This is a genomic window from Neisseria dentiae (genome assembly GCF_024580525.1).
Classification (GTDB): Bacteria; Pseudomonadota; Gammaproteobacteria; order Burkholderiales; family Neisseriaceae; genus Neisseria; species Neisseria dentiae_A.
The window spans coordinates 52480-76222 of sequence record NZ_JANIKQ010000007.1; the positions used below are offsets into that span (position 1 = coordinate 52480).

24 protein-coding genes and 2 pseudogenes are annotated in these 23743 nt (G+C 56.0%); 17 read left to right on the top strand and 9 right to left on the bottom strand.

Annotated features, from left to right (window positions below; translation table 11 throughout):
• Nucleotides 1-127 precede the first annotated feature (127 nt).
• Nucleotides 128-1540 carry a tetratricopeptide repeat protein gene (locus NQ012_RS05905; protein WP_257066685.1) on the top strand — a complete coding sequence of 471 codons (1413 nt, stop codon included), beginning with the start codon at nt 128-130 and terminating at the stop codon, nt 1538-1540.
• A 116-nt stretch (nt 1541-1656) separates the two neighbouring features.
• Here the strand turns inward: NQ012_RS05905 and nfsA are convergent, their stop codons facing one another.
• Nucleotides 1657-2388 (bottom strand): oxygen-insensitive NADPH nitroreductase, encoded by a 732-nt coding sequence (nfsA, locus tag NQ012_RS05910; RefSeq protein WP_257066686.1) that lies wholly within the window; start codon nt 2386-2388, stop codon nt 1657-1659.
• Nucleotides 2389-2423: 35 nt separating this feature from the next.
• Nucleotides 2424-3029, bottom strand: a complete 606-nt coding sequence (gene wrbA, locus NQ012_RS05915) for an NAD(P)H:quinone oxidoreductase (protein ID WP_257066687.1) — start codon at nt 3027-3029, stop codon at nt 2424-2426.
• Between the two features lie 101 nt (nt 3030-3130).
• On the opposite strand from wrbA, the gene NQ012_RS05920 reads away from it, so the two are divergent.
• Nucleotides 3131-4357 (top strand): YihY family inner membrane protein, encoded by a 1227-nt coding sequence (locus NQ012_RS05920; protein ID WP_257066689.1) that lies wholly within the window; start codon nt 3131-3133, stop codon nt 4355-4357.
• A gap of 235 nt (nt 4358-4592) precedes the next feature.
• A complete protein-coding gene (locus NQ012_RS05925; protein ID WP_257066690.1) occupies nt 4593-6455 on the top strand; it encodes a ribonuclease catalytic domain-containing protein in 1863 nt (620 codons plus the stop codon).
• Between the two features lie 74 nt (nt 6456-6529).
• Here NQ012_RS05925 and NQ012_RS05930 read toward each other — a convergent pair whose 3' ends face one another.
• Both NQ012_RS05930 and bioB read right to left on the bottom strand, forming a co-directional pair.
• On the bottom strand, nt 6530-7198 hold the full coding sequence (locus tag NQ012_RS05930) for an NYN domain-containing protein (protein ID WP_257066691.1): 669 nt from the start codon (nt 7196-7198) through the stop codon (nt 6530-6532).
• Between the two features lie 183 nt (nt 7199-7381).
• On the bottom strand, nt 7382-8389 hold the full coding sequence (bioB, locus tag NQ012_RS05935) for a biotin synthase BioB (RefSeq protein WP_257066692.1): 1008 nt from the start codon (nt 8387-8389) through the stop codon (nt 7382-7384).
• A gap of 354 nt (nt 8390-8743) precedes the next feature.
• On the opposite strand from bioB, the gene NQ012_RS05940 reads away from it, so the two are divergent.
• The 5 genes and pseudogenes from NQ012_RS05940 to NQ012_RS05960 form a co-directional block, all read left to right on the top strand.
• The gene (locus NQ012_RS05940) at nt 8744-8980 is read left to right on the top strand and encodes a hypothetical protein (protein ID WP_257066693.1); all 237 of its coding nucleotides are present in this window, start codon (nt 8744-8746) and stop codon (nt 8978-8980) included.
• A 17-nt stretch (nt 8981-8997) separates the two neighbouring features.
• Nucleotides 8998-9378 (top strand): DUF4298 domain-containing protein, encoded by a 381-nt coding sequence (locus tag NQ012_RS05945; protein ID WP_257066694.1) that lies wholly within the window; start codon nt 8998-9000, stop codon nt 9376-9378.
• Nucleotides 9379-9447: 69 nt separating this feature from the next.
• Entirely contained in the window at nt 9448-9969 is a 522-nt protein-coding gene (locus tag NQ012_RS05950) for a GNAT family N-acetyltransferase (protein ID WP_257066695.1), read from the top strand.
• A 65-nt stretch (nt 9970-10034) separates the two neighbouring features.
• Nucleotides 10035-10508, top strand: coding sequence for a hypothetical protein (locus tag NQ012_RS05955; protein ID WP_257066696.1), 474 nt, complete (start codon nt 10035-10037; stop codon nt 10506-10508).
• Between the two features lie 108 nt (nt 10509-10616).
• Nucleotides 10617-12027, top strand: a pseudogene (locus tag NQ012_RS05960) (ATP-binding cassette domain-containing protein); the annotation flags it as partial.
• A gap of 339 nt (nt 12028-12366) precedes the next feature.
• On the opposite strand, the gene NQ012_RS05965 reads toward NQ012_RS05960, so the two are convergent.
• The 3 genes and pseudogenes from NQ012_RS05965 to NQ012_RS13140 all read right to left on the bottom strand — a co-directional run bounded on the left by NQ012_RS05965 (nt 12367) and on the right by NQ012_RS13140 (nt 13621).
• Nucleotides 12367-12912: a DedA family protein gene (locus NQ012_RS05965; protein ID WP_257066697.1), complete on the bottom strand. Its 546-nt coding sequence runs from the start codon at nt 12910-12912 to the stop codon at nt 12367-12369.
• A 5-nt stretch (nt 12913-12917) separates the two neighbouring features.
• Nucleotides 12918-13436 (bottom strand): annotated as a pseudogene (locus NQ012_RS05970) (glycosyltransferase family 2 protein); the annotation flags it as partial.
• Complete coding sequence (locus NQ012_RS13140; RefSeq protein WP_373566639.1) at nt 13325-13621, bottom strand: glycosyltransferase family A protein; 297 nt, start codon at nt 13619-13621, stop codon at nt 13325-13327. The gene NQ012_RS13140 and the pseudogene NQ012_RS05970, both read right to left, overlap by 112 nt.
• Nucleotides 13622-13956: 335 nt before the next feature.
• Here NQ012_RS13140 and NQ012_RS05975 point away from each other — a divergent pair, with 335 nt between their 5' ends.
• Nucleotides 13957-14130: a hypothetical protein gene (locus tag NQ012_RS05975; RefSeq protein ID WP_257066698.1), complete on the top strand. Its 174-nt coding sequence runs from the start codon at nt 13957-13959 to the stop codon at nt 14128-14130.
• Nucleotides 14131-14504: 374 nt separating this feature from the next.
• Nucleotides 14505-15371, top strand: a complete 867-nt coding sequence (locus NQ012_RS05980) for a mechanosensitive ion channel family protein (protein ID WP_257066736.1) — start codon at nt 14505-14507, stop codon at nt 15369-15371.
• A gap of 312 nt (nt 15372-15683) precedes the next feature.
• Here NQ012_RS05980 and NQ012_RS05985 read toward each other — a convergent pair whose 3' ends face one another.
• Nucleotides 15684-17108: an alanine/glycine:cation symporter family protein gene (locus tag NQ012_RS05985; RefSeq protein WP_257066699.1), complete on the bottom strand. Its 1425-nt coding sequence runs from the start codon at nt 17106-17108 to the stop codon at nt 15684-15686.
• A gap of 272 nt (nt 17109-17380) precedes the next feature.
• Nucleotides 17381-17929, bottom strand: a complete 549-nt coding sequence (locus NQ012_RS05990) for a gamma carbonic anhydrase family protein (RefSeq protein WP_257066700.1) — start codon at nt 17927-17929, stop codon at nt 17381-17383.
• A gap of 250 nt (nt 17930-18179) precedes the next feature.
• Between NQ012_RS05990 and NQ012_RS05995 the strand changes: the two genes are divergently transcribed.
• The 7 genes from NQ012_RS05995 (at nt 18180) to NQ012_RS06025 (ending at nt 23654) form a co-directional block, all read left to right on the top strand.
• Nucleotides 18180-18380: a hypothetical protein gene (locus tag NQ012_RS05995; RefSeq protein ID WP_257066701.1), complete on the top strand. Its 201-nt coding sequence runs from the start codon at nt 18180-18182 to the stop codon at nt 18378-18380.
• A gap of 206 nt (nt 18381-18586) precedes the next feature.
• A complete protein-coding gene (gene rpsB / locus NQ012_RS06000) occupies nt 18587-19312 on the top strand; it encodes a 30S ribosomal protein S2 (RefSeq protein WP_257066702.1) in 726 nt (241 codons plus the stop codon).
• Between the two features lie 134 nt (nt 19313-19446).
• Nucleotides 19447-20301: a translation elongation factor Ts gene (tsf, locus tag NQ012_RS06005; RefSeq protein ID WP_257066703.1), complete on the top strand. Its 855-nt coding sequence runs from the start codon at nt 19447-19449 to the stop codon at nt 20299-20301.
• 202 nt (nt 20302-20503) lie between these two features.
• Nucleotides 20504-21223, top strand: a complete 720-nt coding sequence (pyrH, locus tag NQ012_RS06010) for a UMP kinase (RefSeq protein WP_054600429.1) — start codon at nt 20504-20506, stop codon at nt 21221-21223.
• Nucleotides 21224-21457: 234 nt separating this feature from the next.
• On the top strand, nt 21458-22015 hold the full coding sequence (gene frr, locus NQ012_RS06015; RefSeq protein WP_085365453.1) for a ribosome recycling factor: 558 nt from the start codon (nt 21458-21460) through the stop codon (nt 22013-22015).
• A 92-nt stretch (nt 22016-22107) separates the two neighbouring features.
• Entirely contained in the window at nt 22108-22857 is a 750-nt protein-coding gene (locus tag NQ012_RS06020; RefSeq protein ID WP_257066704.1) for an isoprenyl transferase, read from the top strand.
• Nucleotides 22857-23654 carry a phosphatidate cytidylyltransferase gene (locus tag NQ012_RS06025; RefSeq protein ID WP_257066705.1) on the top strand — a complete coding sequence of 266 codons (798 nt, stop codon included), beginning with the start codon at nt 22857-22859 and terminating at the stop codon, nt 23652-23654. Before NQ012_RS06020 ends, NQ012_RS06025 begins: the two co-directional genes overlap by 1 nt.
• Nucleotides 23655-23743 lie beyond the last annotated feature (89 nt).

Genomic DNA, 23743 nt, shown 5'->3' on the forward strand with positions numbered 1-23743 from the left:
GAAATCCTGCAAAAAGCCTGCCTGCCGCCATCCCGCCGGCCGTATGCCGCGCGGCGTGTTCCGATGCGCCGAACTGCCGCCGCTTTTGCGATACAATGTTTCCGTCCCCAATCTGCTACGCACGAAAATGACCCAAGCCACTCCCGAATCACTGTTCCAGCAAGGGCACGAGCTGCTGCTGAAAAACCCGAACGACTGCGCCGCCGCCGTGCCCCTGCTGTTTGAGGCCGCCCAAGCCGGGCATATCGAGGCCGCGTTCCAACTGGCCGGCTGCCTGCTCAACGGTGCGGGTGCGCGCCCCAATTACAGCGCCGCCCGCCATTGGCTGGCGGTGGCGGCGGAGGGCGGCCACCCCTATGCCCGTTATAACCTGCTGCAACTGCGCGCCGCCGACGGCGAGCGTTTCGAGCAGCAGATAGGCGCCTACACCGAGCTGGCCGAAAGCGGCGTGTTGCACGCCCAGCTGCGGCTGCTCGAATATTGTGCCGACCAAAAAGACCCGCAGGCCGTGCATTGGGCCGAACTGGCGGCAGCACAGGGCAGCGGCGATGCGCAATTTTATCTCGCCAAATATTACCAGCAGGCACCCGAGCCGGATTTGGCACGGGCGCACGAACTGTTTACGCAGGCGGCCGCGCAAGGCGTTGTGGCCGCCCACTGGCTGCTCGGCAACCAATACCGCTACGGCCAGTATGTCGAAAAAAACCTGCAAAAAGCCATTGAACATTTCACCCCCGCCGCCGAGCAGGGTTTCAGCCCCGCGCAGGCCGCATTGGGCGAGGTGTTGTTCGAGCAGAACAACGGCGAATCCGTAGGCTGGCTCGAAAAAGCCGCCACACAAGGCGATTCCGATGCCCAAGCCACGCTGGCCGAGGCTTATCTGACCGGCAGATTTGTGGAGCGCGACCACCAACAGGCCCGCAAACACGCTTCGGCGGCCGCCCGCCGCAACCACCCCAAAGCCCTGCGCCTGCTCGGCGATATTTTCCGCTACGGTTTGGGTGTCGAAGCCGATACCGACACCGCCCGCCGCCAATACCAGCGCGCCGCAGAATTGGGCGATATGGCGGCACACAAAAAACTGCTTGCCGATACCGCGCTCACCCATAAAGAAGATTATGAAGAGGCCAAACAGGCGGCGCTGATGTTTCAAAAAGCCGATCAGGATTACCAGGCCGCGTTTGCCTGCCATTACGGCTTGGGGCGCGATCAGGATTATTTCTTGGCGCGCAAACTCTATCTTCAGGCCGCCGAGCTGCACCACCGCAAGGCGCAAACCAACCTCGGTATGATGTATTACAACGGTCAGGGCGTGGAGGCCGACCCCGATCAGGCGGCTTATTGGTTCGAACAGGCCGCCAATCAGGGCGATCCGATGGCGCAATACAATTTGGCTTGTTTGTATTACCACGGCTTGGGTGCACCGCAAAGCACCGCCACCGCCTGCACCTGGCTGCAAAACGCCATCGACAGCGGCCACGAACATGCCGACCAGCTGCGGCAGCTGCTGCAACAGTGGCAGCGGGAAATTCCGCGATAACACAGGTTAAGCAAGTCGTTTAATTATGATACGCTGCAAACACTATGGAGGCCGTCTGAAAACTTTCAGACGGCCTCCATGTTTTGCCGTTTAACGGTTGATGCAGTACATCGGATTCAGCGTTTCGCCAAGCCTTTGCGCTGCAAAAACGGCAGGATGTCGGGGCGTACTTCGTGGCAGAGCGTGTTGCGCACCTGTTTGGTAAAGTTCAAATCCAGATTGCTGCGGCGCTGGTAGTAGTCGGCCACGGTAGCGTCGTATTCCGCATAGAGCGCGTCGTCGAGCGGGGCGTAGCCGTTTTCGGACACCACGCAGGCGGCGGGCAGGCGCGGGCGCATAATCGGGTCTTGGGCGGGGTGGCCCAAGCACATGCCGAACAGCGGCACCACGTTTTCGGGCAGCGCCAAAATGCGGTCGGTGGCGTTGATGTCGTCGCGCAGGCAGCCGATAAACACGCCGCCCAAACCGAGTGATTCGGCGGTGAGCAGTACGTTTTGCGCAGCGATACCGGCATCAATTGCGCCCATCAGCGTCATTTCCGTCCAGTCGGTTTGCGCGTCGGGGGCGATTTTTTTGTGTTTGGCCAAGTCGATGCAGAACACCAGAAATTCGGCGCAGGTTTCGATATAGTGCTGGTTGGCGCCCACAGCGCGCAGCTGTTTACGCTTTTCGGCATCGGTTACGCGCACGATGTGCACGAGCTGCATAAAGCTCGATGTGGATGCGGCCTGTCCGGCGGCAAGCACGGCTTGAAACATTTCGGGGGCAATCGGCTCGCCGGTGAATTTGCGGATGGAGCGGTGGTTCAGGGCGGTTTCCAGCGCGGGTTTGCTTGGTAATACGGTCATGCGGGTTTCTCCTGCTGTGTGGTTATAAGATGTTTTCAGACGGCCAGTTTGACGGCCAGCTCGGCCAAACGTTTGCCTTGTGCGAATGCGATTTGCTGCTCTTCGCTGCTTAATTCGGGCTTGCCTTCCGCTCCGGCCACGTGCGATGCGCCGTAGGGCGTGCCGCCGCTGCGGGTTTGGTTGAGGGCGGCTTCGCTAAACGGCACGCCGCTGATAATCATGCCGTGGTGCAGCAGGGGCAGCATCATGGTGAGCAGGGTGGATTCCTGCCCGCCGTGCTGGCTGGCGGTGCTGGTGAACACGGTGGCGGGCTTGCCGATCAGTTCGCCGCCCAGCCATTGCGCAACGGTGCCGTCGATAAAGTATTTCATGGCGGCGGCCATGTTGCCGAAACGGGTGGGGCTGCCCAAGGCAAGGGCGGCGCAGGTTTTGAGGTCTTCGGCGCTGCAATAGGGCGCGCCTTCGGTGGGAATGTCGGCTTCGACCGCTTCGCACACGGCAGATACTTTCGGCACGGTGCGCAGCACGGCTTCACAGCCGGCCACGCTTTCGACGCCGCGCGCGATTTGGCGGGCAAGGTTTTGCGTGGCGCCGTGTTGGGAATAGTATAAAACAAGTATTTTCAAAGAGTTTTGGCTCATTGCGGCTTTCCGTTACAATTGGGTATGTTTTCAGACGGCCTATTATGGTGCAGGCCGTCTGAAAACGTTAAATCGGTGAATCAATAAGAAAGTGGAAGAATATGCCTGATTTATCTTGGTGGCAAGCCGTGCGCGCTTCGCGTTTGGGCGGGTTTGCGTGGTTTGTGTACCGCCGTTTTATGGAAATCCGCGTGCCGCAGGTGTCGGCCAGCCTCACGTTTACCACGCTTTTGGCGCTGGTGCCGGTGTTAACGGTAACGTTGGTGGTGGTGTCGGCTTTTCCTGTGTTCGACGAGCTTTCCGCTTCTTTCGTGCAGTTTGTCAACCAAACCATCGTGCCGCAGGGTGCGGACACTTTGTTTGAATATATCGATGCGTTTAAAGAGAAAGCCAGCGGGCTGACGGCCATCGGCATCATTATGCTGGGTGTTACTTCGCTGATGCTGATCCAAACCATCGACCAAACGTTCAACCGAATCTGGCGCGTAGGCACGCAGCGGCCGCTGATGATGCAGTTTCTGGTGTATTGGGCGCTGCTCACGTTCGGCCCGCTGGCGTTGGGCGTGGGTTTGTCGCTGTGGTCGTCGCTGCTCAAATACAGCCCGTTCGGCGAAAATTATCCGCTGTTGGCGGCGGCGGTGCGCATCAGTGCGTCGATCTTGTTCAGCACGCTGCTGTTGTGGCTGCTCTACCGGCTGGTGCCCAACCGCTTCGTGCCCGCCCGCCATGCGTTGCTCGGGGCGGCGGTAACGGCGGTTTTGCTCGAAGCCGCGCGCTACGGTTTTGCCTGGTATATCGGCACGTTTCAAGGCTACACGCTGATTTACGGCGCGTTTGCGGCGGTGCCGTTTTTTCTGCTGTGGCTTAATTTGCTGTGGATGCTGGTGCTCTCCGGCGCGGTGCTCACCGCTTCGCTTTCCTACTGGCAGGGCGAGGCGTTCCGGCGCGGTTTCGATGCGCGCGGGCGGTTTGACGATGTGTTGAAAATTTTGCTGCTGCTCAACGAAGCCCAGCAAACCGGCGGCGCGCTCAGGGTGCAGGATTTCCGCCCGCACATCAATATGGGCTACGACGAATTGGGCGAACTGCTCGAAAAACTCGCCCGCCACGGTTATGTGTATTTGGGCAAACAGGGCTGGGTGCTGAAAACCAATGCCGAATCTATCGGGCTGAACGATTTGTTCAGGCTGTTTGTTTACCGCCCCGTCGGCCAAAGCAGCGACGGTGTCGACGGTGCCGTTGCCGAGATTATGTCGCCGTGTTTGAGCGCGCTCAACATCACGTTGGCGGAATTCGATATCCACACGCGGCGGGAGAAGGAAAACTGAGCCGTTAACAACCGCCCGGGCGCTTTGCAAAATCCGCTCAGGCCGTCTGAAATACCCAACTGCCGTCATACTCGGGCCAAGCCCGAGTATGACGGAACGGGTGCTAAGCAAGTAGTTTAACCGCAGGCCGTCTGAAAGGTGGCGGGCTGCTGCCGAAGCGGCGCAAACCTTTCAGACGGCCTTTGCGAATCCTGTTAAAATCACGCGCTTTTCCGACTGCGCTTTTAGCTTTTATATGAATATTTTTTACGAAGAATCCGGCCAATTCAAAGTGGCCGCCGTGGTGCAGAAAAACGACGCCACCTACCAGGCCGATACCCAGCACGGCAAACGCACCAAAGTGAAAGCGGCCAACGTGTTCGTCGAATTCGACACCCCGATGGGCGCATTTCTCGCCCAAGCCCAAGCCGAAGCCGCCGAAATCGACACCGACCTGTTGTGGGAAGTGTGCGGCGAAGAAGAATTCAGCGCCGAAGCCATCGCCGAAGAATACTTCGGCCACGCGCCCGCCAAAACCGAGCTGGCGGCCACACTGATTGCGCTTTATGCCGCGCCGATGTATTTCTATAAAAAAGCCAAAGGCATTTTCAAGGCCGCCCCCGAAGAAACGCTCAAACAGGCGCTGGCGGCGGTGGAGCGCAAAAAACAGCAGGACGCGCAAATCGAAGCCTGGTCGGAAGCGCTCAAACAGGGCGAGATGCCGTCTGAAATCGCCGCCGACCTGAAAACCATCCTGCACGCGCCCGACAAACAGGCGCCCACCTACAAAGCCTTCACCAAAGCCGCCGACGCGCTCAAGCTCGCCCCGCTGGCGCTCGCCATGCAAACCGGCGGTGTCGCCTCGATTCCGCAATACCTGCGCGACGGTTTCGAAGTCAAACATTTTCCCAAAGGCACGGCTTTCGCCGATATGCCCGTGCCCGCGCTGCCCGCGCTGCCGCAGGCCGCCGTGCAGGCGTTTTCCATCGACGACGAAGACACCACCGAAGTGGACGACGCCTTGAGCGTTACCGACTTGGGCAACGGCGCCAAACGCGTGGGCATCCACATCGCCGCGCCCGCACTGGCCGTCGCCTCGGGCAGCGCCATCGAAAAAACCATTATGGAGCGCCTGAGCACGGTGTATTTTCCCGGCGGCAAAATCACCATGCTGCCCGACAACTGGATTGCTGCCTTCAGCCTCGATGCCGGCGGCCACCGCCCCGCCGTGAGCATTTATTTCGATGTTGACGCCGATTTCAACATCAGCGCGCCCGTGCACAAAATCGAAGCCGTTTATATCGCCGAAAACCTGCGCATCCAAGCCATCGAGCCGCACTTCAACGCCGAAACCGGCCTCGATGCCGAAGGGCAGGCCATGTTCAACCACCATCAGGATTTAATCTGGCTGCACCGCTTCGCCACAGCCCGCCAAAAAGCGCGCGGCAAATACGAGCCGGACCGCGCCCCGCAATACGATTACGGCATCGGGCTGAACGAAGACGGCAGCGTGGCCGTTTCCCGCCGCGAGCGCGGCTCGCCCATCGACACGCTGGTGAGCGAAATGATGATACTCGCCAACAGCACATGGGCGCAGATGCTCGATGAAAACGGCCTGCCCGGCCTTTTCCGCGTGCAGCCCGGCAACAGCAAAGTGCGCATGAGCACCCAATCCGAACCGCACAGCGGCATGGGCGTGCAGCACTACGGCTGGTTCACCTCGCCGCTGCGCCGCGCCGCCGACTATATCAACCAAAAGCAGCTGCTCAGCCTGATAAACAGTGAAGCCGAGCCGCTGTTTCACAGCAACGACACCGCCCTGTTCGCCGCCCTGCGCGATTTCGACGCGGCCTACACCGCCTATGCCGATTTCCAGCGCAAAATGGAGAGTTACTGGAGCTTGGTGTATATCCGCCAGCAGGCCTTGAAAGAGCTGAAGGCCACGCTGCTGAAAGAAGATCTGGTGCGCATCGACGGCCTGCCGCTGGCCGTGCGCGCCACGGGCATTCCGTTCGACGCGCTGCCCAAATCGCAGCTGCTGTTGGCGGTGGCCGAAGTGGATGCCGACAAGCAGTTTATCGCTTTGAATTATTTGAAGATGCTGCCGCCTGCGGCGTAAGCGTTGCAGGTTTTAAGCGTGAAGAGAGGCCGTCTGAAAATGTTTCAGACGGCCTCTTGTAGAATTAAAGCTGTTTATTTTTTGCGGGGATATGTACTTCGCAAACCATCAATGTGTTCAAATAAATCTTCGGGAATATTTTGCCACATTGGGTCTAAAATAAAATCAATTCCTTCCCGCCGCGCTAATTTTGCGGCAGGCACAAAATCAGAATCACCTGAAACCAATACGATACGGTCAGCCTGTTTTTTGAGCGTTATTGATGCAATATCCAAGGCAATGCGCATATCAACACCTTTTTGCTTAACATCAATCATAACGTCTTTTTCTGTTATTTCGTGCCGATCTATCCGGCCTTTGAGCAGATTATCCATTACATCGGTTTTCAACCGCCAACGGGTCAGTTGGTCTGATAATTTACCCAAGCGTAGTGCAAGTTTTCGCTGTTTGATTAATTCTTTATGGAGTTCGTTTCTGAAAACAGCTTCATCTGATTTGGAAAAATCAATCAACTTTTTAGAAATGGGGTTGTGCATTTTCTTTTGCAGGGGAGCACAATCGTAAAAGAAAATCCTATAAAGGCTGTCATGCTGCTTGGTGCCGTTTATTTTTTGTGATAAGTGAAGTAGTGATAAGCGGAAAGCGAGAGATGCAATACGTTTGGCATCATAAGCATTGTGTTTCTCGAAATAGCGGATACGTTTGATAAAAAAAGCGCCGTCAATTAAAACAGCCGTTCTCATATTTCATTCCTTCAAATACAAAGAAAAAGCCCAAAGGTTCGGCGCTTTCGGGATAAGATTGAAAGGCTTACTGCTAAGGGCGTTATTGGAGTGAAATTATAGATTCAATATCTTTTTAAGGCAAATTTAAATTTAGATACTTATTCAATTCAGCTTAAATATCCAACACATACAATTTCAACATTACATTTCACTGCAATATTGCAGCGGGTGCAAGTCCAGCTTTTCCATCAGCAGGCGGTCGCCGTCGGTTTCGGGGTTGTCGGTGGTTAAGAGTTTGTCGCCGTAGAAAATCGAATTGGCGCCGGCGAGAAAGCACATCGCCTGCATGGCTTCTGGCATGGCGGTGCGGCCTGCCGAAAGGCGCACATAGCTTTGCGGCATGGTGATGCGCGCCACGGCGATGGTGCGCACGAATTCCGTCCAATCCAAATCTTCGGCGTCGGCCAGCGGCGTGCCTTCCACTTTCACCAGTTGGTTGATGGGCACGCTCTCGGGCTGCGGGTCGAGGTTGGCGAGGCTGGCAATCAGGCCGGCGCGCTGGGGGCGGGTTTCGTTCATGCCGACGATGCCGCCGCAACACACTTTCAAACCCGCACCGCGCACTTTGCCCAGCGTGTCCATGCGGTCTTCGTGCGCTCGGGTGTGGATGATGTCGTTGTAGCGTTCGGGGTCGGTGTCGAGGTTGTGGTTGTAGTAGTCCAGCCCGGCGTTTTTCAAATCTTCGGCCATGCCTTCTTCGAGCATGCCGAACGTGCCGCAGGTTTCCAGCCCCAAACCTTTCACGGCTTTGATGATTTCGGAAACGGTTTCCACGTCTTTCGGTTTCGGCCCGCGCCAGGCCGCGCCCATGCAGAAGCGGCTGGCGCCGCGCGCTTTGGCGGTGCGGGCGATTTTGAGGATTTCTTCCACGTCCATCATTTGCGATTTTTCGAGGCCGGTGTTGTGGTGCGCCGACTGCGGGCAGTATTCGCAGTCTTCGGGGCAGCCGCCGGTTTTGATGGAAAGCAGGGTGGAAAGCTGGATTTCGCGGGGGTTGAAGTGGGCGCGGTGGACTTCGGCGGCTTTGTAAACGAGGTCGAGAAACGGCATTTCAAACAGCTCTTCAACCTGGCATTTGCGCCAATATTGGGCGGTTTGGTGCGGTTTGCGCTCGCTTTGGCGGCGCAGGGCGACGGGGGCGACGGTCATGATAGTGGCCTTCTGTTTCGGTTTCGCAGCGGCACAATGACGCTGACGTGCTCAAGCTGCAAGCGCAATGTTTGCAGCGGCTTCTGTTGTGTATAGGCCGTCTGAAAAACCCGGGGCTTTTCAGACGGCTCCAACAACGCGGCTTAGTGTAACGGGATTGGGGAGGCTGTTCAATAAAAAGGATAGGCCGGAATTTGCATTCCCGATTTTTCTGGCCTATATTTTTATATTAACAGATGAAGCAAGGCATTATATTGTTTCCGGTTTCCGCCCCGCCGAAAAAAGCAGTATTACCGCTTCGGGCGGTGGAGCCGCCGCAGTAACCCCTGCTGTTTTGTTGCAAAGGAAAGCATCATGAACAAAACCAAACTGATCGCCGCCCTGCTGGCCGCCGCCCTGATTCTGCCCGCCGCGCACAGCCAGGCGGTGCAGGCAAACAAACGCTCGGTTATCGAACGCATCAACGACAAACTCGAAAAAAGCCGCCGCGTGCGCGAAAGCAAAAAACGTCAGCGCGAGCTGGAAAAACGCCAGAAACAACAGGCTGAAAAAGAGCGCGCGGAAAAGCCCGCCGGCACACCCAAACCCTGATGCGGAGCAATAAATATATGAACACCCTGCCCGATGCCGCCGCCGCACAGGCACGCATTAACGAAATCCAGCAGCTTTACCGCGAATGGACCGAGCTTCTGCCCAAGCTTGAAGCCGCCCGGCAAGACTGGCGGCGCGGCGAAGCCATTATGCGGCAGTTGGAAAAATTTTATTTTGAAGGCGAATACGCCCGCTACCACCAAGCCATCGAAAACGGGCTAAACATCGATTTGCGCACGGCCGGCGAATACAGTGTGATGGGCGAAGACACCTTATGGAACGCCGGTGCCGAGCAACAGGCCCTGGCCTGGCAATGGCTGCGCGCAGCCGTGGCGGTGTTGGACAGAGGCGGCGAAGAGGGCGCGGCAAACGGCGCAGGCGTTTCAGACGGCCTTTAACACGCGGCCCGAAAGCTTTGTAAAATACCTTAAGGCCGTCTGAAAACACACACCGTTTTGGAAACAACTATGCAACCGTACACCATCCGCCCCGCCGTGCAGGCCGACCTGCCCACTATCGTTGCCATTTACAACAGCACCATCGCCGGCCGCCAAGCCACCGCCGATTTGCAGCCCGTCAGCACACAGAGCCGCCAAGCCTGGTTCGACGCACATGGCGGCAACCGCCCGCTATATGTAGTGGAGAGCACCGCCGGGCAAGTGCTGGCCTGGGGCAGCTTCAGCGACTACTACCCGCGCCACGCCTACCGCATCAGCGCCGAAATCAGCATTTATGTACACCAAGACGCACGCGGCAGCGGCTTGGGGCGGCGGCTCGCCGAATATATGTGTGCGCAGGCACCTGCCTTGGGCATCCGCAACATCATCGCCGTGATTTTCGCCCACAACACCCCCAGCATCCGCCTGTTTTCCGCGCTGGGTTTTAGCGAGTGGGGGCGGCTGCCGCAGGTGTGCGATATGGAAACCTTTGTTGCCGATATTGTGATTTTGGGCAGACAGACTAAGGAAAACTCACAAACAGCCTTGTAGTTTGCCGCCCAGCATATCCAGCATTTTAGGAATCGGAACCTATAGAACAGAATGAGTTCTCAACGATGGAGTGGAAATTAAACCGAATGCCGCTTTACGTTATCGTCTTCACCGCTGTTTTTAGCCTGCTTGCCGCCAGCATGCTGTCGGCGGCGGCATATTTCTTGGCAGATGGTCTGCTCCGCTGGCTGTTTGCCGCCGCAGCGCTCAGCATATTACTGCTCGAATGGGCAGTCATGCGCCAACAGCTGCGATTGTGGCACTACACCCGCACCCATCAGGAATATGTACGCTTGGATGACGAAGGTTTCCACTATCATGTTTACCCTTATGGCGAAGGCAGTTTGAAATATGAGTGGCTGCGTAACCTTTCAGAGGATTCCGTACGTTTTCCCCATCTGCTGATCGAATACCGCCACCCTGAGCAAACCTCCATTCTGTTGCAGGTTTTGGAGCTGCCGATTCGTACCACAATAGCGACACAAGTGAGGCGGGAAATCATCAAACGCTGCCACCCCGGACAGTTGTACCCCTTATAGACCGTGCCCCACCGACAGAGCGAGGCCTTTGCAAAATACCCAAAGGACGATAGATCAAGCCCCCACCCTTACGGGCTACCTGAAAGCCTCCAGTGCTTTTAACACACTATGAATCACACCCGCCCCGCCGTTTCCCTGCAAACTGTTACCCACCGCTACGGCAAAACCCTTGCGCTTGACGATGTGTCGCTCGTCATTCCGCGCGGCGTTACCGTGGGTTTGATCGGGCCGGACGGCGTGGGCAAATCGACGCTGCTGTCGCTGGTTGCCGGCGTGCGAGTGATTCAGGCGGGCGAAGTGCGGGTGTTGGGCGGCGATATGGCCGACAAACAAACGCGGCAGGCATTATCGCACCGCATCGCCTATATGCCGCAGGGCTTGGGCAAAAACCTGTATCCCACTTTAAGCGTGTATGAAAACATCGATTTTCACGCGCGGCTGTTCGGGCTGGGGGCGACCCAGCGCAAGGCGCGGATTGCGCCTCGAGCTGCACGCCAAGCTCTACCAAATGGGTGCGGCGGGCACGCAGGCGGTGGCCGATGCGCTGGAAGCGTTCGATTTGGAAAACGTGGCCGATACCAAGCCCGCCTCGCTGCCCTTGGGCATCCGCCAGCGCCTGCAATTGGCCGCCGCCTGCCTGCACCACCCCGAAGTGCTGATTCTCGACGAGCCGACTTCCGGCGTCGACCCCGCTGCCCGCGATATGTTTTGGCGCATGCTCTTGAAGCTGTCGCGGCAGGACAAAATCACCATTTTCGTGTCCACCCACTTTATGAACGAAGCCGAACGCTGCGACCGCATTTCCTTTATGCACAAAGGCCGCGTGTTGGCCGTGGGCACGCCGGCCGAACTGGTGGCGCAATATCGCGCACCGAATCTGGAAGAAGCGTTTGTGCAGTATTTGGTGGAAGACGAAGCGCGGGAAGCGGCGGCATATTCAGACGGCCTGTCTGAAAATAACAGGCCGTCTGAAACACCTGCCGCACCAACTGCGCAACAACAACCGTTGTCCCCGCACAAGCGGGAACCCGTGGCGGACACAACGGCAACGTCTGCCGCCGACACTGTTCCCTCCCCTGCGGGGGAGGGCCGGGGAGAGGGCAAAACGGCGGAAACCGCGGCCAATGTTGCCGAAGATCAGAGCGGCCCTCTCACGTGGGAGAGGAAACAGGTTGCAAGTGTTTCAGACGGCCTGTCTGAAGCAAACAGGCCGTCTGAAAACCCGAACAGTCAAGAAACAAAACACCAAACCGATACGCTGGCCTATTGGTTCGCCACGGTGTGGACATTCGCCGCGCGCGAAGCCAAAGAGCTGCTGCGCGACAAAATCCGCCTGTTTTTCGCGGTGATGGGGCCGGTGATTATGCTCGCTTCGGTGGGCTGGAGCATTTCCTACGATGTGGACGACCTCACATTCGCCCTGCTCGACCGCGACCAAAGCGTCGAAAGCCGCCGTTTGGCCGAATATTTCCGCGGTTCGTCCTATTTTACCGAAGTGCCGCCGGTGCATTCGGCCGCCACCGGCGTGAGCAACGATGTGAAAAATGCCGCTGTCGGCGTGATCGATGCCGACCGCTCGCCGCTTTCCCGCCAAATTACCGCCGCGCTGCTGCCGCCGCATTTCCAAACGCCGGTAGCGGTAAGCCGCGAAGAGGTAGATGCGCTGATGGATAAGGGCAAGTTGGTGTTTGTAATTGAGTTTCCGCCGAATTTCCAGCGCGATGTCGAACAGGGGCGCGAACCGCAGGTGCAGCTCTCACCGATGCCACCACCATCGCACAGGCCGGTTTGGGGCAATCCTATATCGGGCAGATTTTCCAAAACGAGTTAATCGAATTTCTCGGACAAAGAGTAAATTTCAAGATTGCGGCAGAAGCCCTTTGAGAAACAGCCAAATTTCATCCCAGTAATTTATTCCGTGGGCAAGTAAATAGCCGATAAGCAGAAACTGAAGCGTGCCGAACACCACGCCAAGCGTGCTGGCAACCAACACTGTGTTGAACGGCACCCGCATCGAACCTGCCAGCAGGGGCATGAGCTTGGCGGCAGGCCCCGTCAGACGGGCAGTCAGGATGGCCGCACCGCCTTTTTTGAGCATAATCAGCCTGGCTCTGTGGTAGTGGAGGCGGCGTTTTCTGCCTTTGCCTACAAAGCGGCGGATAATGGTTTCGCCGTAACGGGTGCCGACGGCGTAGCTGATCAGGTCGCCGGAAAGTGCGCCCAGCCAGATTAGGGGAATAACCGTCCAGTCGTGGGTAACAGCGAAAGCGTAGCCGCCTGCGACAAAGAAAATTTCACCCAACACAAACAGGCTGGTACCGATGAATGCGTCGCCAAATGCGCCTGCAAACAGAATTGCAGGCAGCCAGGCGGAATGGATAAAAGGGGTAAGCCAGTTAGGCATGCGGTTTATCTATCGTAATGACCGAACGGATATTCGATTTCGTTGTTACGCAACTCACCGCGGAAAAGTCGGAGGATATTGGCTTTCAGATAAACCCCGCCCATTTTGAAAATACCTTCTTTGTCCAAGCGGCGGGTGTTGAATTCAAAGAAAACGGGCAGCATGCGGAATCTGAAGCTGCCGGCGGCACGATTGACATAGTCGCAGTCTTCGCAAAGGTGAATGTCGGTATCGAAACCGCCGATAAAGCGGTGGATGGTTTTGGTAGAGAAAATACAGGCACCCGTGCAGGTGGGGAAGCTGTATTGCGTTGCCAGCATGCCCCAGTCGAACAGCCTTACGCCGATGCGGTTCAACAGTTTCGGCTCGGTACAGGTCATTCTGCCGGCCGATATCAATAAGCGTTTTTTATTCAGCAGAGCGAGGGATTTTTCAAGGAAATCCGGCGAAATGCGCACATCGGCATCCAAAAACACGATGCGCTCGTATTTAGCCTGTTCCGCCCCCGTATTCCTTCCCAAACTGGCGCCGCGCCCCCCATCACCACCGTACGCAAATCAAGCCTGTCTTTATAGCTCTCGGCAATAGCCACCGTATCGTCGCCGCTGCAACTGTCGGCCACCACAACTTCGAAATTGCGGTAACGCTGCGCCACTAAGTCATTGAGTAAATTACCTATATTTTTCTCTTCATTGAGGGTGATGATCACAACGCTAAAAGGTGTCTGCGGTGAAAAAGGGAAAGATGATTCATGGTTGTATCCTGATAAATAATAGCGGCTGTATTAAAGCAGTGAAACATCAACAAGATATTATATTAAAAGAAAATAAAATAGTTTACTTATTTTATTTTCTCTTCAGCTAAGGGCGGCATATCCCACCGTTTTCCCTTACATCATTCATACTGGCGGAAAAATTTTATCTCTGCCGCACCGTTGCAAAGATTTGATCGACTGTCTCACGCCGGTAAAACCGGTGATCAAAATGCAGTTCAACCCCAACGGCAGCGACGTGTGGCCGCTGGCGATTATGGAAATGGACAAATATGATTACCATGATTACGCTGGTGTTGCTGGGCACGGCGGTGTTTATGTTTTCCATCGCCTCGCTGGCGGTGATGCTGGCCACCCTCGCCCCCACCATGCCGCAATACAGCCAGAGACCTTTGCAAAAAATAGCCGGATATGACTCTCTTCATATCCGGCTGCTTCGTATCTAAATTTCCGATTAAAAAACATTAAATCCCTGCCTATTTCCCCTCTAAAATCCCCTATTTCAAGGGGCTTGCCGCCTTTTCAGGCAGCAACAGGCACACCAAGCCTGTTCGCCGCCTTCAACAGGTTCGAGACCTTTGCAAAATTCGTTTAGGCCGTTTGAAATATTCAACCATCGTCATTCCCGCGCAGGCGGGAATCCAGTCGTTTTTTCATAAGTTATTGAAATAAAATACTTGATGATTTTAGGGCTGAATTCCCGCCTGCGCGGGAATGACGAGACACAAACCTTTTCAGGGTTGAATTGGTTTTTTTGCAAAGGTCTCGGCCTTATAATAAAGGCCGTCTGAAAGCATAAATTATGGAAAACCAAACAACTATGTGGGAAACACTCAACCAATATATTCAAAACGGCCCCGTGAAAGCGGAAGTGCTCGAATCCGCCATCATGATTATCGGCATACTGCTCCTGCGCGGCGTGATTCTTCAGGCGCATTTCCGCAGCCACCCCGCAATGGAAATCGAAGACAAACGCCGTTGGGTGGTAAGCAGCCGCAACGTTACGCTGATTATGGTGGTGTTCGGGCTGGCGATTATCTGGGCGGCGCAAATCCAAACGCTGGCGCTGTCGATGTTTGCCGTGGCCGCCGCGATTGTGCTGGCCACCAAAGAGCTGATTATGTGCCTGTCGGGCAGCCTGCTGCGGGCTTCGACCAAACAATATTCGGTGGGCGACTACATCGAAGTGAACGGCCTGCGCGGGCGGGTGGTCGATATCAACCTGCTCAACACGCTGATGATGCAGATCGGCCCCAACCCGCTGGTGGGGCAGTTGAGCGGCAAAACCGTGTCGTTTCCCAACAGCCTGCTGCTGTCGCATTCGGTGCAGCGCGACAACGTGCTCGATATTTATGTGATTCACACGTTTGAAATCCCTGTGCCGATTCATTTGGATTCCGACGCCATCGTGCCCGTGCTCGGCAAATTGCTCGAACGCCTGTGCGCCCCCTATATCAAGGTTATCGAACGGCATTTGGAGGCGGTGCAGACGCAAAAGCTGTTTATCACGCCCGCCGCCGAGCCGCGCATCACCCGCGTGCCGCACGACGACAGGGTTTACAACATCGTGGTGCGCTTCGCCTCGCCGGTGCAGCGGCGGCTGGAAATCCAGCAGTCGGTGCTGGACGAGTTTATCCGCGTGCAATACCGTTTGCTGAACCATATCGGCGGCGATGGCGGAAATTGAAAACCAGGGCCTGTGCAAAACATTTTGAGGCCGAGACCTTTGCAGAATTTATTTAGGCCGTCTGAAACATCTGATTATCGTCATTCCCGCGCAGGCGGGAATCCAGTCGTTTTTTTGTAAGCTATTGAAATAAAATACTTGATGGTTTAAAGGCTGGATTCCCGCCTGCGCGGGAATGACGGTATTTAAGCATTTCAGACGGCCTTAAGGTATTTTGCAAAGGTCTCAGGCCGTCTGAAATGCTTGGATTCTGCCGTGCCCGCTTAAAAAAACCGCCCGAAACGGGCGGTTTTTTCACAAGCAGAGGCTGGTTTACCAAATATCCGATTTGATGCGGCGTTTCAAGCCGGGGTGTTCGGAGAGTTTGAATTCCGGGTCTTTGCCCATTTTCAGCTTGGCCGAATAGTCTTTCAGCAGCAGGAACACCAGCGGGCTGAGCGCCAGAATCGCAATCAGGTTGATTAAGGCCATCGTGCCCATAGTCAGGTCGGCCATATCCCACACCAGCGGCACGCTGTTTACCGCGCCGAAATACACCATACCCAGCACCGCCATGCGGAACACCGCCAACAGCAGCCAGTGGTTGTTGAGGTATTGGATGTTTGATTCGGCATAAGCGTAGTTACCGATAATGGTTGAAAAGGCAAACAAAAACAGCACGATAGCTAAGAAATCCGCACCCCATGCGCCCACATGGTAAACCAGCGCCGCTTGGGTGAGCTGCACGCCGGTGAGCGTGGAGCCGCTGGCATGAACGTTGGAGAGCAGCAGGATAAACGCGGTGCACGAACACACGATTAATGTGTCGATAAACACGCCCAACATCTGAATCATACCTTGCGACACGGGGTGCTTCACATCGGCCGCCGCCGCCGCATTCGGCGCAGAACCCTGGCCTGCCTCGTTGGAATACAGGCCGCGCTTGATGCCGTTCATCATCGCCGCAGAAATCATCGAGCCGAGCAGGCCGCCGCCGGCCGCTTTAAAATCGAACGCGGTGCTGAAAATCAGGCCGAACACGCGCGGCACTTCGCTGATATTCACCGCCATCACATACAGCGCCATCAACAGATAAAAGCCTGCCATAATCGGCACCATCGACTCTGCCACGTGCGCCACGCGGCGGATGCCGCCGAAAATAATCGGCGCGGTCAGAATCACCAAGCCCACGCCCACGGCGTGTTTGTTCCAGCCCCAGGCAACTTCGGCCGCCGCCACAATCGAATTGGCCTGCACCGCTTCATAAACCAAACCGAAACAGAAAATCAGGCTTAAGGCAAACAGCACGCCCAACCATTTCTGCCCCATGCCCTGTGCAATGTAATACGCGGGGCCGCCGCGGAAATGGCCGTTTTTATGGTCGCGGATTTTAAACAGCTGCGCCAGCGAAGATTCGGCAAAGGCCGAACTCATGCCGATCAGCGCCGTTACCCACATCCAAAACACCGCGCCGGGGCCGCCCAGCGAAATCGCAATCGCCACACCGGCGATATTGCCCACACCCACGCGGCTGGCGAGGCCGGTAACGAAAGCCTGAAACGGCGTGATGCCGTGCGGGTCGTCGCCCGCTTTGCGGCCGCCCAGCATTTCTTTAATGCTGCGCCCGAACAGGCGGAATTGGACGAAGCCGGTGGCCAGCGTAAAAAACAGGCCGGTGCCGACCAGCAGGAAAATCAATCCTTCCCACAAAGGGCCGCTGATGGCGTTAACCAAATCATGAAGCGATTGTGTATTCATAAAAGCTCTTCTTTCTTTTGATGTTTTTATCAAACGGCAACAGGCCGTCTGAAAACAGGGCGCATTCTAATATAGCCTTTACGAAAATAGCGAAATTTTTACGCAGGATTTTGATTAATCTATTGAAAATGAAAAACTTATACAGATAGGCTTGGCAGGAAAACAGACCCGGAGTTGAAAATACCGGTTTTTTGCCATACTCGAGCCAAGCCCGGGTATGGCGCCGGCCGGGTATTTCAGACGGCCCGAACAAAAGCAAATCCTGAAACCCGTTATTCCGCCGGATTCAGCGTTTTCTTATGGTTGGCCGACACCCGCATATAATGCTCGGCCGAATACACTAAAAACGCCTTCTCTTCATCGGTGAGCGCGCGCACCTGTTTCACCGGCGAGCCCACATAAAGATAGCCGCTTTCGAGCCGCTTGCGCGGCGGAACCAGGCTGCCCGCGCCTATCATCACATCGTCTTCGATTACCACGTCGTCAAGAATAATCGTGCCCATACCCACCAGCACGCGGTTGCCGATAATGCAGCCGTGCAGCATCACTTTATGGCCGATGGTTACGTCTTCGCCGATAACCAGCGGCGAACCTTCGGGCTTGGCCGGGGTTTTGTGCGAAACGTGCAGCATACTCAAATCCTGCACATTGCTGCGCGCACCGATGGTGATGCTGTTCACATCGCCGCGCAACACCGCAAACGGCCATACCGACACGCTCCCGGCCAGCGACACTTCGCCGATAACGGCGGCGGCCGGGTCGATATAGCAGCTTTCGTCGATTTGCGGATAATGCTCCAAATAAGGGCGGACGTTGGTCATGGTGTTCTCCTCAAAGTGGTGTGTATAAGCCGTTCAAAATAAAAAAGCGACAAGGCGGGACAGCACCGTATCATTTTATTTTGAATGATGATAAAAAACCGTTTCAGGCGGCCTCTATGCTTTGGTGTACAATCAAGCGCCTTCCGCATTGTATCGCCAAATCGTGCAAAAGCCGGCATAACCCGCTGGCGGGGCGGTTGCACCAGGCCGTCTGAAACCCGCAAAACTCCGACTCCAAGGAACCAACCCCATGTGGCACATCATCGCCATCGGCTATTTATTCGTTACCGTGCTGTTCGCCGCCGCCCAGCCCGGTATCGCGCGCGCCCTGATTTATCTGCTGTTTTGGTCGGTGCAGCCGAGCCTGTTTGCATTTTGGGTGGTGAAAACGCGGCGGCGCAACAAATTGATGAAAATGCAGGAAGATAAGGCGGAAGATAGAGCGGATTAACAAACCGGCCCGATGGCAGCTTGAATTTAATCCGCCATCAAGAAAACCCCTTTTCAGACGGCCTCCAATCCTATATAATCCGCCAGTTTTCATTCGTGAAAACTTTTATTATTTTTTAACAACGCCCGCACTTTACGCGAAAGGGTGCCGCCGCAAGGCCGGTTCTATGCGTGAAAGTGTATGCCTTAACCCTTTAAAGGAAAATCATGTCTCAAGTTACCATGCGCCAGATGCTCGAAGCCGGCGTTCACTTCGGCCACCAAACCCGTTACTGGAACCCGAAAATGGAGCAATACATTTTCGGCGCGCGCAACAAAATCCACATCGTTAACCTGGAAAAAACCCTGCCGCTGTTCCAAGAGGCCCAAGAAGCCGTGCGCCGTCTGGTTGCAAACAAAGGCACCGTGCTGTTTGTAGGTACCAAGCGACAAGCCCGCGAAATCGTGCGCGAAGAAGCCACCCGCGCCGGAATGCCTTTCGTTGACCACCGTTGGTTGGGCGGCATGCTCACCAACTACAAAACCGTGAAGCAGTCCATCAAACGCCTCGAAGAAAAAGCCGCGGCTTTGGAAAACGCTGCCGAGAGCGGTTACAGCAAAAAAGAAATCCTCGAAATGCAGCGCGACGTTGAAAAACTGGAGCGTTCTTTGGGCGGCATCAAAAACATGAAAGGTCTGCCCGACGCCATTTTCGTGATTGACACCGGCTACCAAAAAGGCACGCTGGTAGAAGCCGAAAAACTGGGCATCCCCGTGATTGCCGTGGTGGACACCAACAACAGCCCCGACGGCGTGAAATACGTTATCCCCGGTAACGACGATTCTGCCAAAGCCATCCGCTTATACTGCCGCGGCATCGCCGACGCCGTTTTGGAAGGCAAAAACCAAGCCTTGCAGGAAACCGTAGCAGCCGCCCAAGCCGCTGCCGAATAAGGCGTTGAAACAAGGGGCGGTATGCCCCTTTTTCTAAAACAGGCCGTCTGAAAACCAAGCAAACTTTTCAGACGGCCCCAAGATTCCCAAACGCGGCCTGATTGCCGCGCCCTCAAAATTCTAGGAGATTCAAAATGGCAGAAATTACTGCAAAAATGGTTGCCGACCTGCGCGCCGCCACCGGTTTAGGCATGATGGAATGCAAAAAAGCGCTGGTTGAAGCCGAAGGCAACATGGAAAAAGCCGAAGAAATCCTGCGCATCAAATCCGGCGCCAAAGCCGGCAAACTGGCAGGCCGCACCGCTGCCGAAGGCGTGTTGGCTTTCGCCATCGAAGGCAATACCGGCGCGCTGGTGGAAGTGAACTGCGAAACCGACTTCGTTGCCAAAGACGCCGGCTTCGTGGCTTTCGCCAATTCCGTAGCCCAAACCGCCGCCGCCAAAAAACCGGCCACCGTTGAAGAGCTGAGCGCACTGGTGGAAGAAGAGCGCAAAGCCATCATCGCCAAACTGGGCGAAAATATGTCCGTGCGCCGTTTCGAAGTTATCGAAACCCCCAACAGCCTCACCGCCTATATCCACGGCGCGCTGGCTACCGAAGGCGTTTTGGTTGAATACAAAGGTTCCGAAGACATCGCCCGCAAAGTAGGCATGCACATCGTTGCCGCCAAACCGCAATGCGTGAGTGAAGCCGAAGTAGATGCCGAAACCGTTGAAAAAGAACGCCACATCTACACCCAGCAAGCTATCGAATCCGGCAAACCCGCCGACATCGCCGCCAAAATGGTTGAAGGCCGCATCAAAAAATTCCTGGCCGAAATCACCCTCAACGGCCAAGCATTCGTGATGAATCCCGACCAAACCGTTGCCCAGTTCCTGAAAGAGAACGGCACCGAAGTCGTGCGTTTCGTGCGTTATAAAGTGGGCGACGGCATCGAGAAAAAAGAAGTCGATTACGCAGCCGAAGTAGCCGCCGCTGCCAAGGTGTAAACCGCCGCGTAACAAAAAAGCACTCGGATTCATGCAGAATCGGGGTGCTTTTTTTTGAAAGCAGTTTTACACAACACTTTGAAAACCAATAAGAACACAATACAATCACATTGTTTTCGGAAAACGTTGCCGCCGAATATCGAAAAGGCCGTCTGAAACCGTTCGGACGGCCTCCCCAAACCCGAAGAAAGCAAGGTATCCCATGACACAGCAAACCAAATACAAGCGCGTTTTATTGAAACTTTCCGGCGAAGCCCTGATGGGCAAAGACGCCTTCGGCATCAACCGCGACACCATCATGCAGATTGTCGGCCAAGTGAAAGAAGTGGTCGATATGGGCGTACAGGTGGCCGTGGTTATCGGCGGCGGCAACATCTTCCGCGGCGTGGCCACCCAGGCGCAGGGCATGGACCGCGCCACCGCCGACTACATGGGCATGATGGCCACCGTGATGAACGCGCTGGCCCTGAAAGACGCCTTCGAATCGCTCGGCATCAAAGCCCGCGTGCAATCTGCCCTTTCCATGCAGCAAATCGCCGAAACCTATGCCCGTCCCAAAGCCATCCAATATCTCGAAGAGGGCAAAGTGGTGATCTTCGCCGCCGGCACCGGCAACCCCTTTTTCACCACCGACACCGCCGCCTCACTGCGCGGCGCCGAGATGAACTGCGACATCATGCTTAAAGCCACCAATGTCGACGGCGTGTACACCGCCGACCCGAAAAAAGACCCCTCCGCCACCCGTTACCAAACCATCACCTTCGACGAAGCCATCAACAAAAACCTGCGCGTGATGGACGCCACCGCCTTCGCTCTCTGCCGCGAACAGAAGCTGAACATCGTCGTGTTCGGCATCGCCAAAGACGGTGCCCTCAAGCGCGTGATTGCCGGCGAAGACGAAGGCACGCTGGTGCATTGCTAAGCGGGTGCATTATCAAAAGGCCGTCTGAAAAACATTTTCAGACGGCCTTCTAACAGCCCGAAAGCCTGGTTAAAGCCCAAATACAAACTGCACCAAACCGCCCGGCAAACTTGTCGGAAACGGCCAAGCGCGGTACTATGGCTTGTTATTCTCGGATAAAGGCCGCCCCGGCTGCGGCTTTCAGACGGCCTTTGTGATTATCTGATTGATTTTATTAGTTTTGGAAGTGTAACAATGATTAACGACATTCAAAAAACCGCCGATGCCAAAATGCAGCGTTCGCTTGAAGTTTTGCGCGAAAACCTGGCCAAAGTGCGCACCGGCCGCGCCCATACCGGCCTGCTCGACCAAGTGGAAGTGGAATACTACGGCAGCCCCGTGCCGGTGAGTCAGGTGGCCAACGTTACCCTGCTTGATGCGCGCACCATCGGCGTGAAAGTGTATGAGAGCAATATGGCCGCCGCAGTGGAAAAAGCCATCCGCGATTCCAATCTGGGCCTGAACCCCGCCGCCATGGGCGACGTTATCCGCGTGCCCATGCCCATGCTGACCGAAGAGCGCCGCAAAGACCTGATCAAAGTGGTGCGCGGCGAAGCAGAAGAAGGCCGTGTGGCCATCCGCAATGTGCGCCGCGATGCCAACAACGATTTCAAACGTTTGCTGAAAGACAAAGAAATTTCCGAAGACGATGCCCGCCGCGGTGAAGAGCAGATTCAGAAGCTCACCGACAAATATATCGCCGAAGTCGATAAAATGCTGGCGGTTAAAGAAGAAGACTTGATGGCGATTTAACGCCCGAAGGCCGTCTGAAAGCCTCGGGCCGACACCCTGCGGCGGTTTTCAGACGGCCTTTCCCGCCCCGTTCTTCTGCAAGGAATGCACACATGAACAGCAGCACGCAAACCATTTTGGCGCACACCCGTATCCCGCGCCATATCGCCGTGATTATGGACGGCAACGGCCGCTGGGCGAAAAAGCGCTTCCTGCCCCGCGTGATGGGGCACAAGCGCGGCCTTGATGCGCTTGAAAACATGGTCAAGCGCTGCGCCGAACTGGGCGTGCAATACCTTACCGTGTTTGCATTTTCCACCGAAAACTGGCGCCGCCCCGAAGAGGAAGTATCGTTTTTGATGGGGCTGTTTTTGCAGGCGCTGCAAAAACAGGTGCAGCGCCTGCATGAAAACAATATGCGCGTGAAAGTGATCGGCAACCGCAGCCGCTTCAGCGAACCGATACAGCAGGGCATCGCTGCCGCCGAGGCGTTAACCGCAGGCAACACCGGACTCACCGTTACCGTGGCGGCTGATTACGGCGGCCGGTGGGACATTCTGCAGGCGGTTAACCGGCTGATAGAAGAGGGCGCCGCCGAAGTAACCGAAGAAGCGCTGGCCAAACACCTGATGCTCTCCGAAGCGCCCGAGCCGGATTTGTTTATCCGCACCGGCGGCGAAACCCGCATCAGCAATTTCCTGCTGTGGCAGATGGCTTACGCCGAACTGTATTTTACCGACACCCTGTGGCCTGACTTCGACGATGCCGCGCTGGATACCGCCATACGCTCTTTCCAAACCCGCGAAAGGCGCTTCGGCCGCACCAGCGAGCAGCTTCCCGCCGAACAGCAACGGAGCGAATGATGCTGAAACAACGTGTTATCACGGCTTTGATTTTGCTGCCCTTAATGTTGGGCATGCTGTTTTGGGCTTCAGACGGCCTGTGGGCGGCTTTTAGCGGCCTGATTGCCCTGTTGGCGCTGTGGGAATACGCCCGCATGAGCGGCATGGAAAAAACGCAAAATCACCACTATCTTGCCGCCACCGCCGTGTTCGGCATCACCGCCTATGCCGGCGGCTGGCAGCTTCCCGCGGTTTCGTGGCTGGCGGTGCTGGCGTTTTGGCTGCTGCTGATGCCTTTGTGGCTGTATAAGAAATGGCCGCTCAAAGCCGATTGGAAAGCCTACGCCACCGGCCTGATGTTGATGCTGCCTTTCTGGTTTGCACTGGTTTCGTTGCGCCCGGGTGCGGAATCGGCCGTATCGCTGCTGGCAATCATGGGCTTGGTGTGGGTGGCCGACATTGCCGCCTATTTCTGCGGCAAAGCCTTCGGCAAACACAAACTCGCCCCTGCCATCAGCCCGGGTAAAAGCTGGGAAGGTGCGCTCGGCGGCGCATTGTGCGTGGCCGTTTATATGATTTGGGTGAACAGCGCGGGCTGGCTGGCTTTCGACGTTTCATGGTTCGGCGCCGTGCTCACCGGCTGGGTGCTGACCGCCGTGAGCATAGGCGGCGACCTGCTCGAGAGCTGGTTCAAACGTTCGGCGGGCATCAAAGACAGCAGCAACCTTCTGCCCGGCCACGGCGGCGTGTTCGACCGTGTGGACAGCCTGATTGCCGTGTTGAGCGTGTATGCGGCCATGATGGCTTTGTTCGGCTGAATAAACAGAAGCTGAAACAGCGTTGACCCGCCCTTACCTCGGCTTTTGTTAATCCGCTATATATAGGCCGTCTGAAACCAAACGCGGGC

Bases quoted from the DNA above. Each gene is read 5' to 3' on its own strand.
- wrbA (WP_257066687.1), bottom strand. From the start codon at position 3,029: ATGAGCCAAAACTCTTTGAAAATACTTGTTTTATACTATTCCCAACAC.
- frr (WP_085365453.1), top strand. From the start codon at position 21,458: ATGATTAACGACATTCAAAAAACCGCCGATGCCAAAATGCAGCGTTCG.
- pyrH (WP_054600429.1), top strand. From the start codon at position 20,504: ATGACACAGCAAACCAAATACAAGCGCGTTTTATTGAAACTTTCCGGC.
- tsf (WP_257066703.1), top strand. From the start codon at position 19,447: ATGGCAGAAATTACTGCAAAAATGGTTGCCGACCTGCGCGCCGCCACC.
- NQ012_RS05980 (WP_257066736.1), top strand. From the start codon at position 14,505: ATGTGGGAAACACTCAACCAATATATTCAAAACGGCCCCGTGAAAGCG.
- rpsB (WP_257066702.1), top strand. From the start codon at position 18,587: ATGTCTCAAGTTACCATGCGCCAGATGCTCGAAGCCGGCGTTCACTTC.
- NQ012_RS05930 (WP_257066691.1), bottom strand. From the start codon at position 7,198: ATGAGAACGGCTGTTTTAATTGACGGCGCTTTTTTTATCAAACGTATC.
- nfsA (WP_257066686.1), bottom strand. From the start codon at position 2,388: ATGACCGTATTACCAAGCAAACCCGCGCTGGAAACCGCCCTGAACCAC.
- NQ012_RS05955 (WP_257066696.1), top strand. From the start codon at position 10,035: ATGGAGTGGAAATTAAACCGAATGCCGCTTTACGTTATCGTCTTCACC.
- NQ012_RS05925 (WP_257066690.1), top strand. From the start codon at position 4,593: ATGAATATTTTTTACGAAGAATCCGGCCAATTCAAAGTGGCCGCCGTG.
- NQ012_RS06025 (WP_257066705.1), top strand. From the start codon at position 22,857: ATGCTGAAACAACGTGTTATCACGGCTTTGATTTTGCTGCCCTTAATG.
- NQ012_RS06020 (WP_257066704.1), top strand. From the start codon at position 22,108: ATGAACAGCAGCACGCAAACCATTTTGGCGCACACCCGTATCCCGCGC.
- NQ012_RS05995 (WP_257066701.1), top strand. From the start codon at position 18,180: ATGTGGCACATCATCGCCATCGGCTATTTATTCGTTACCGTGCTGTTC.
- bioB (WP_257066692.1), bottom strand. From the start codon at position 8,389: ATGACCGTCGCCCCCGTCGCCCTGCGCCGCCAAAGCGAGCGCAAACCG.
- NQ012_RS05920 (WP_257066689.1), top strand. From the start codon at position 3,131: ATGCCTGATTTATCTTGGTGGCAAGCCGTGCGCGCTTCGCGTTTGGGC.
- NQ012_RS05905 (WP_257066685.1), top strand. From the start codon at position 128: ATGACCCAAGCCACTCCCGAATCACTGTTCCAGCAAGGGCACGAGCTG.
- NQ012_RS05940 (WP_257066693.1), top strand. From the start codon at position 8,744: ATGAACAAAACCAAACTGATCGCCGCCCTGCTGGCCGCCGCCCTGATT.
- NQ012_RS05950 (WP_257066695.1), top strand. From the start codon at position 9,448: ATGCAACCGTACACCATCCGCCCCGCCGTGCAGGCCGACCTGCCCACT.
- NQ012_RS05990 (WP_257066700.1), bottom strand. From the start codon at position 17,929: ATGACCAACGTCCGCCCTTATTTGGAGCATTATCCGCAAATCGACGAA.
- NQ012_RS05975 (WP_257066698.1), top strand. From the start codon at position 13,957: ATGATTACCATGATTACGCTGGTGTTGCTGGGCACGGCGGTGTTTATG.
- NQ012_RS05965 (WP_257066697.1), bottom strand. From the start codon at position 12,912: ATGCCTAACTGGCTTACCCCTTTTATCCATTCCGCCTGGCTGCCTGCA.
- NQ012_RS05945 (WP_257066694.1), top strand. From the start codon at position 8,998: ATGAACACCCTGCCCGATGCCGCCGCCGCACAGGCACGCATTAACGAA.
- NQ012_RS05985 (WP_257066699.1), bottom strand. From the start codon at position 17,108: ATGAATACACAATCGCTTCATGATTTGGTTAACGCCATCAGCGGCCCT.